Source organism: Streptomyces sp. NPDC059169 (assembly GCF_042755225.1).
Lineage (GTDB): Bacteria > Actinomycetota > Actinomycetes > Streptomycetales > Streptomycetaceae > Streptomyces.
Window position 1 is genome coordinate 1 of sequence record NZ_JBHZCF010000042.1, and the last position, 6,983, is coordinate 6,983.

Genomic DNA, 6,983 nt, shown 5'->3' on the forward strand with positions numbered 1-6,983 from the left:
CCGCAACCGCGGACACCACCACCGCTGACCCCACCCCACCGCAACACCCCGCCACCCCCGACCCCTGCGCCGTACCACCCCGTACGCCGCAGGGGTTCCGGCACCCCAAGACCGGGACCACGGTCCAGCCGACAGAACGAGCCGGCTCGACCGCGGGGGTACCGCACCGCCCGACCGCGGCGCTCGAAAGGACGACGCGGTCACCGGGGCGCACGACGGGCAGACCGGAAGGAGTGCCCGTCGGGCCCCGTACCGTTGCGGCAGAACGGTCAGTGCGACAGGACCGCCCGACGGGGTGCCGGTCAGACACCCCGGAGCCTCGGTCAGTCGACGGTCGTCGTACTCAGTACGGGGTTCGGCGACGGGAAACAGGACGTGGGCACACTGACCGGGAAGAAGATGACGGTCACGCTGGCGTTGAACGTGAGACCGGGGCTCGCGTAACTGGTCCCGGCCAACTGCACGGTGATGCTGCTACCGGGCGCGCCGGCCTTCAGGTCCAGGTTGACCGAGGGCAACGTGAAGGTGCTGCCGCCGGAGATCGGACCGGGCACGGTCATGATGATGTCGCCGCCGCTCACCGCGAGGCTCGGCACCCCGGAGCCCAGCCCGGATCCTCCGAAGAGGGACGCGCCCGTCAGCGTCGCATGGGCGGGCACAGGCATGGTGAGCTTGATGTTGCTGATGTTCCTGACGGCGTACCCACTGACGGAACCGGGCACAGTGATCGGCGCCGGAGCAAGGGTGGCCTCGAAGTCCTCGCCCGACGCAACGGAGGCCGGTGCGGTGCCACTGACGCCGCTGCTGACGTCGAAGGTCTGCGCGCCACCGACGGGCGGGTTCGCCTGGCAGGCGAACGTGAGGGGCGTGGGCGCCGCGGACGCGGGAGCCACGGACAGCCCGACGAGCGCCAGGCCTGCGGCCAGAGCCATCGGTAATCGCTTGAGCATGGGGGTCGGTCTCACTCTCACCCTCCTGGAGTGTCATGAGCTTGTCCTGATACCGGCGGCGGTCCGGCGGGACACGTGGGTGTCGGCCCCCCACATGGTGACGGGATGCGGGACACCCCTGGACCGGCAGCCTCATGGGCCGTGCTGCACGGATGACGGTGTCGCGACGGACCGAGGGGCCCCCTTCGCCCGGACGTCCCCACGGTGGGGAGGGGACCCTGGACACAGGAGCCGACTTGACGCATGCATGTCACCACGGACGGCCATCGAAGTCCAGTGCCGCGCGGTGGGGGATTGCTCCAACCAGGACCGCCTCCTCCGCGGGGATCGCCGAGGGCGGCACAGCGCCGGACGAACCCTCGCGGCACCGTCGACTGCGACCGACCGGGACAGTGACCGCCCGGCCCCACGACACGGCGTGCGGGACCGGGCGGCATTTCGGCGGAGGCCCTACGGGTGCAGGACGACCTTCGTGTAGCCCTCGACGCGCTTGTCGAACTTGTCATATGCCGACGCGGCTTGATCCAGGGGCAGTTCATGCGAAACGACGAAGCTCGGCTTCGCCCGACCCTCGATGATCATGTCGCGCAGATACCGGTTGTAGCGCTTCACGTTGCACTGCCCCGTCCCCATCCGCAGGCCCTTCTCGAAGAGCTTGCCGATCGACACGAGGAGCATCCCGTGCTTCGCTTGCTCGTCCGGCCCACCAGGGTCGGCGGGAACGTACAGGCCCGGCACCCCGAGGGCACCGGTGGCCCGGACCGTACCCACCAGGGAGTTCAGGACCGTCGCCGGTTCCTCGCGATCCGCGCCGTGGGCCATCGCCTGGTAGCCGACGGCATCGACGCCCTTGTCGGTGCCGACGCCCTCCGTCTGGTCCTTGATCTGCTTCACCGGGTCGCCCTCGGCGAAGTTGATCGGGATGGCGCCTATCTCCCGCGCCTTGTCCAGGCGTTCCGGTACGCGGTCGACGACGAAGACCTTGCTCGCACCGCGCATCAGCGCCGAGTAGGCGGCCATCAGCCCCACTGGCCCGCCGCCGTACACCGCGACGCTCTCGCCGGGACGGACCCCGGCGAGCTCACACCCGTGGTAGCCGGTGGGGAAGATGTCGGCGAGCAGCATGAAGTCGGTCTCCATGTCGTTTCCCGGCGGCAGCTTCAGACAGTTGAAGTCGGCGTAGGGAACCCGGAGGTATTCGGCCTGGCCACCCGTCCAAGGACCCATGGCGACATAGCCGTAGGCACCGCCGGCGAATCCCGGGTTGACGGTCTGACAGAATCCGGTGAAACCTTCGACACAATTGGTGCAGAATCCGCAGGCGACATTGAAGGGCATGACGACACGGTCGCCTTCCTTCAGAGACGTGACGCCCTGGCCCATTTCCTCGACGATCCCCATGTTCTCGTGCCCGAAGACGATGCCGGGCTCGGCCGCCGTTCGGCCTTCGTACATGTGTAGGTCCGAACCGCAGATCGCGGTGGAGGTTATCCGTACGATCACGTCGTTCGGATGTTGAATGGTGGGCTTGTCAACATTTTCGACCGCTATCGAGAACGGTCCTTTGTAGACGACGGCTTTCATGTGCTGCCACCTCCGCTCGGCGATGGGCGCGCGTAACCGCCCCCCACTCCGTTCGCGCGTGACCCATCTCTCATGATTCTCCGCCCTACGGGATGGGACAAGCCGGTAATCTCAGGAGGAATATCTTCCGAATTCACGCCCGTGCATCGAGAAGCGAAAGAGGGTGGGCGAGAGATGGCAGCTCAGCGGCTAGGGACCTTGCTCGTCCCCGTTCTCGGCCTCTCCGGCACGTCGTATCCGCCGGGAACGACGATCACCGTCCGCGGTCGCGGTTCGAGCGTCGACGGATTCGTCAACGGTGACTGGCTCCCCCTGTCGTGGTGGGAGTTCTCCGACGGCCTCCGCGAGGACATCGCCGCGGACCGCTGACCACCCGGGCACCGGCGGCCACGGCTCGGCCTTGCTCCACCCCTCGGGCACGCCGGGCCCCCGACGCCGGCGGCCCGAGGCCCGCGGATGGCCTCGGCACCGTAGCGGGAAGCCACGGGCCTCCCGCGAGGCGCACTCGACGCGGACTTGCCAGGAGCGACGGAGCGCGGCCGTTCAGCCGTTGAGGGAACGCATCAGTTCGGGCGAGTAGCGGTCGCCCGAAGCCACACCACGCGGAGCAACGGCCTCGATGGCCGCGAGGTCCTCCGCACTGAAGGTCACGTCCAGGGCGGCGACGTTCTCCTCGAGGTAACGGCGGCGCTTCGTACCCGGGATCGGCACCGCACCCTGATGCAGGACCCAGGCGAGTGCCAGCTGGGAGGGCGTGACGGACTTCTCCTCCGCGAGACGCCGGACCTCGCCGACGACATCCAGGTTGCGGGCGAAGTTCTCGCCCTGGAAGCGCGGGTCGGTGCGACGGAAGTCGTCGAGGGCGAAGTCGTCGGGTGCGGTGATGACGCCGGAGAGGAAGCCGCGACCGAGGGGGGAGTAGGCGACGAGCCCGATACCCAGGTCGTGCAGCGTCGCCTGCACACCGTCGCCTTCGACACCCCGTTCGAAGAGCGAGTACTCCGTCTGTACGGCGGTCAGCGGATGCACTGCGTGGGCACGCCGGATCGTCTCCGCTGCGGCTTCGCTGATGCCGAGGTAGCGCACCTTACCGGCCGTGACGAGCTCCGCCATGGCCCCGACGCTCTCCTCGATCGGGACGTCCGGGTCGACGCGGTGCAGGTAGTAGAGGTCGATGTGGTCGGTACCCAGGTGGCGCAGGGACCGATCGGCGGCGGAGTGGATGTAGTCGCGGCGGCCGTTGTGGCCGACCATCACCCCGTCGTCGGTGAACTCCATTCCGGTCTTGGTCGCGATCACCGCCTCGCCACGACGGCCGGCGAGCGCCTTGCCGATCAGTTGCTCGTTGACGAAGGGGCCGTACCCCTCTGCGGTGTCAAACATCGTGACGCCGAGTTCCAGGGCGCGGTCGATCGCGGCCAGCGATTCCGCCTCGTCGGTCGCACCGTAGAAGGCGCTCATCCCCATGCAACCAAGGCCCTCGGCGCCGACGACCAGACCCTGGCCGCCCAGTGCGCGCTGCTCCATCGTCCACTCCTCATTATGTAACTAACCGGTTAGTTTCACTGTGCGCCAACATCGCCAGGTTGTCAATAACCAGATAGTTACTTGCTAGGGTTGCCCGCATGGCACGGGACTCCCACGCGACCAAGGCACGCCTCCTCGAAGCGGCCTTCACCGAGTTCGCCGAGTACGGCATCGCCGGGGCCCGGATCGACCGGATCGCCGAGGCCTCCGGGGCGAACAAGCGGCTGATCTACGTCTACTTCGGCAACAAGGAGCAGCTCTTCGACGTCGTGCTGCAGCGGGCCATGGAGCTGGGGGCGGAGTCGGTTCCCTTCACCGTGGAGGACCTGCCCGGATACGCAGGGGCGATCTTCGACCACCTGCTGGCCCGGCCTGCGCTGATGCGGCTCGTCGCGTGGAGGCAGTTGGAGCGCCCCGGGGCCACGGCTGCCGTGTCCGAGGCCTATCAGGGAAAGATCTCCGCGATCGCCGCGGCACAGCGGGAAGGCGGGATCACGCGCGACGTCGAGCCCACGGACGTCCTCACGCTCGTCCTGGCGCTCGCACAATCCTGGTTCTCCGCACCGGGGGGTCCCGCGACCGACGCGGACGGCTCGGCGTGGCAGCACGACCGCGCGGCCCGGCACCGTGCCGCCGTGGTGGAAGCCGTGGCCCGTCTCGTTGCTCCGCACGCCCGGACGCCCCGTCCTTCCTGACGTTCCCTGCCGCCCGCGGGCGGCAGGTCGGCTTCAGCCCGCCCTTGCAGGGGCGCGGGCCTTCTCGATGGCGAGGGCCTCGCTCGTGGTCCTCCGTCCCCGCGCGGCTCGGGACGACGCTCGGTTCCACGGCGTCGGACCCGGCCACGGGGAGGAGTGGCGGCGCATCGCCTCGCACCGCGCGAGTGGGCGGACCGCAACACACTGACGGGTTGTGGCAGCACCCCTACGCGCGGCGGCGCGGTCGTCTCGCACACACGCCACGGCCCCTGCCGGGGATGACGCACCCATGCGCGGTTCGTCGACGGGCCGCCCCACGCGATCGGCTGCTCTCCAGGACACGTTCTCCGCGCGGGGCGTACGTGGGCAGCACTCCCACGCATGCCCCGGTCTCCCGCCCCTGACCGGGACCGGAGCACGTGCCCACGACAATGCTCCGACCTCCGCAACGTACGCGGGCCGCTCCTGTCCTGGAAGAATCTCCCTGCCCCGTCGGGTGACGACGCCGACGCCTCGCCACAACGAGTCCGACGGCGCAGCGAGCGTGCTCCTCTTCCTCGCCTCCCTCACCGCGTGTTCCGCTCCCTTCGCCGGCTCGCGTCCTCACCGAACAGGTCGCGCACCGCGGGGTGGGTGACCCATGAGTCACTCCGCTCTCACCCACCGCGCCATCGCACCGCTGCCAGGCGCAGGAGGTGTCCGGCACCACCGGTTCCGACATCCGTGCATCCACTCCCCACCGACCGGGTCAGCGGCGCGCCGGGCGTCGCCCGGCCTCGGCGCCGGCCGCCCTCGCGAGTCAGGGAGTTCCGGTGATCGGTGCCGGTTCCGGGCCTGAGCCGGCACAGTTCACCGACGCTCGCACCGTCCGAACCCACCACGCCGGTACCCACGGGCACGGTGCTGACCTGGGGATCCGATCCCTACCGGACGGTTTGGTCCGCCGGGCGACGGCGGCACGCGATCGACCCACGGAACACCTCAACACCGGCCGGCAGAAGGCACGTCGCCGATGTCTCCCGGCTCCATGCGGCATCCGTAAAGGTGAAAAGTTGCGACGATGGCCTGCCGATAACTGCATCATTGCGTACGGTCATTCACCGCAGCCGGGTACCGGACCGTGCCGCCGTCGCCGTACCCTGCAACACAACAGCGTTCGCCTGCCGTAGCAGGCGTCCCATATGTCAGGAGAGCACGATGACATCGACGTCCAATACAACGCACAGCGTCGAGGCAACAACTGCGCTGCTGCAGGCGGAGCTTCCCCAGCTCGAAGAGCAACAGCTGGCCCTGCAGAAGGAGCTGGACGGCGTCTCCGAGCGGCTCGATTCGGTGCGCGGGGCCCTGTCGGCCCTGACCGTCCTGTCGGCCACCGCCGTTCCGCAGCCCCGCGCCGCCGAGCAGGACTCCGGGCCCAACACGCAGGAAGAAGCCCCTGCCCAGGACGCGAGCGCCGCGCCCGAGCAGGCCGCTCCGGAAGCGGCCCCGGTGGCGCCGACGGACGAGCCGGTGCCTGCTGAGCCCGAGGCGACCCCGGTCCGCCGAGCCTCCCGGAAGACGGCTTCCGCAGCGAAGGCGGGCAAGTCCAAGGAGTCCGCCGGCCGGGCGTCGACCCGTCGGCCGGCGAAGAAGGCCACCACCGCCAAGAAGAAGACGGCCACGCCCGCTCGGCGCCCGGCGACCACGGCGACCACGGCGACCACGGCGACCGACCAGGACACGAACGGTCTCACCGATCAGGTCATCGCCATCCTCTCCCGCAACTCCGGAACCCCCCTGCGCGCCCGCGACGTCGCCCAGGAGCTCGGCCGCGACAACTCGGCGGGCAGCATCAACACGGTGCGCAGCACCCTCGACCGCCTCGTCGCCACCTCGCGCGCCCACCGCGCCGGCCGTGGGCTGTACCAGGCTCCGGCCAGCTGATCCCACGGGCCGACGCCCCCTGAGCACGGCGCGCAGTGGGCAGAGGTCCGACCCGGCCGGGGCACGCTTCCGGCCATTCACCCGCACCCGTACCGGTGCAGCTCGTGGACGAGGTCTTCGACCGAGCTGGCCGGTGCGGGTGGCGGCGCCCTGTCGTCCGAGGTGCTGGGCGTGGTCGTCGCGGTGCGGGTGGCTGTGGTGGGGTGGGTGGTCATCGGGGGCTCACCTCGTTGTGGTCGGTGGTGACTTCGACGGTGGGTGAGCAGTCGGTGAGGTGGACGGGGTCGGCGAGGGCGACGAGGAC

The 6,983-nt window shown here is 69.6% G+C and carries 7 protein-coding genes; 3 read left to right on the plus strand and 4 right to left on the minus strand.

Features of this window, described 5'->3' with window-relative positions; translation table 11 throughout:
• Positions 1–323: 323 nt before the first annotated feature.
• Positions 324–950, minus strand: a complete 627-nt coding sequence (locus ACFXOM_RS35440; protein ID WP_384949316.1) for a cyclase — start codon at positions 948–950, stop codon at positions 324–326.
• A 450-nt stretch (positions 951–1,400) separates the two neighbouring features.
• Entirely contained in the window at positions 1,401–2,534 is a 1,134-nt protein-coding gene (locus tag ACFXOM_RS35445; protein WP_384943259.1) for a glutathione-independent formaldehyde dehydrogenase, read from the minus strand.
• Positions 2,535–2,708: 174 nt separating this feature from the next.
• Here ACFXOM_RS35445 and ACFXOM_RS35450 point away from each other — a divergent pair, with 174 nt between their 5' ends.
• Positions 2,709–2,903, plus strand: coding sequence for a hypothetical protein (locus ACFXOM_RS35450; protein ID WP_384943261.1), 195 nt, complete (start codon positions 2,709–2,711; stop codon positions 2,901–2,903).
• Positions 2,904–3,077: 174 nt separating this feature from the next.
• Here the strand turns inward: ACFXOM_RS35450 and ACFXOM_RS35455 are convergent, their stop codons facing one another.
• Complete coding sequence (locus tag ACFXOM_RS35455) at positions 3,078–4,061, minus strand: aldo/keto reductase (protein WP_384943262.1); 984 nt, start codon at positions 4,059–4,061, stop codon at positions 3,078–3,080.
• Between the two features lie 98 nt (positions 4,062–4,159).
• Here ACFXOM_RS35455 and ACFXOM_RS35460 point away from each other — a divergent pair, with 98 nt between their 5' ends.
• Together ACFXOM_RS35460 and ACFXOM_RS35465 are read left to right on the plus strand one after the other, a co-directional pair.
• On the plus strand, positions 4,160–4,756 hold the full coding sequence (locus tag ACFXOM_RS35460; RefSeq protein WP_384949311.1) for a TetR family transcriptional regulator: 597 nt from the start codon (positions 4,160–4,162) through the stop codon (positions 4,754–4,756).
• A 1,197-nt stretch (positions 4,757–5,953) separates the two neighbouring features.
• Entirely contained in the window at positions 5,954–6,679 is a 726-nt protein-coding gene (locus ACFXOM_RS35465) for a hypothetical protein (protein WP_385041602.1), read from the plus strand.
• A 77-nt stretch (positions 6,680–6,756) separates the two neighbouring features.
• Here ACFXOM_RS35465 and ACFXOM_RS35470 read toward each other — a convergent pair whose 3' ends face one another.
• Positions 6,757–6,894 (minus strand): hypothetical protein, encoded by a 138-nt coding sequence (locus tag ACFXOM_RS35470; protein WP_384943265.1) that lies wholly within the window; start codon positions 6,892–6,894, stop codon positions 6,757–6,759.
• Positions 6,895–6,983: the final 89 nt, after the last annotated feature.